The organism is Faecalibacterium intestinale, from assembly GCF_040096575.1.
GTDB lineage: Bacteria > Bacillota > Clostridia > Oscillospirales > Ruminococcaceae > Faecalibacterium > Faecalibacterium intestinale.
Genome location: NZ_JBBMEN010000071.1, coordinates 1 through 719, shown reverse-complemented (window position 1 = coordinate 719; position 719 = coordinate 1). Strand labels below are relative to the sequence as shown.

Genomic DNA, 719 nt, shown 5'->3' with positions numbered 1-719 from the left:
TTTTCAATACTCGAAAATTTCCTGTCCCCTTTGGGACTGTTTCTTGTTGGGGCGTGCCTGCCCCAAACCCTGCTTAGGAGTGAGTGCGATATACTAGGAATTTATTTATTGCTTGCATCGGTTTTGTCGTTTCCCTTTTTCTTACGAGACAAACCTAAACAAAGATGCGTCGAGCCAAGGCAAAGAAATGATGAACCAAGACACAACCATACAACAGCCATAGAATTATCATTTCCACTTATGAAGCTAATAAGTGAAGCCATATATAACAGAGCAGAAGCTGCATAGAATAAGATAGATTTCTTGGTTTCTTTTTTCATAAATAATCGCCTCCACAAATCGATTTGTTGAGTCAATTATACCACGTTCTTTATCGAAATTACACCCTCTACATGGGAGAACTTGGCCGATTTACTGCGTACGTGCGTACCCATCTTCCGTATACACGTATGCGGCGATTTGCCCGAAACGCACTCTATACAGCCGTTCCCCCTCGGAGAGCCCACTACACTTTGCAGACCACAGGGATGAAAGTGTCATAGTGGGTTATTACACTTCCGCAGAAGTGCCTTCTCCTCGCCGCAGACAGCCGGGTGTGCCTTTTGTGAGAGCTTTCTGTGCGGCGAATCTACATCGCCCACAGGCGATGTAAGCAGGGATTCCAAAGGGGCGCAGCACCCTTGGCACACGACTTTGGTACAAAGTCTAGTGTGTTACAC

1 protein-coding gene is annotated in these 719 nt (G+C 45.8%); it reads right to left on the bottom strand.

Annotation, left to right across the window (positions count from 1 at the left end):
* Positions 1–101: 101 nt before the first annotated feature.
* Positions 102–320, bottom strand: a complete 219-nt coding sequence (locus WMO20_RS14420) for a hypothetical protein (RefSeq protein ID WP_080545308.1) — start codon at positions 318–320, stop codon at positions 102–104.
* Positions 321–719: the final 399 nt, after the last annotated feature.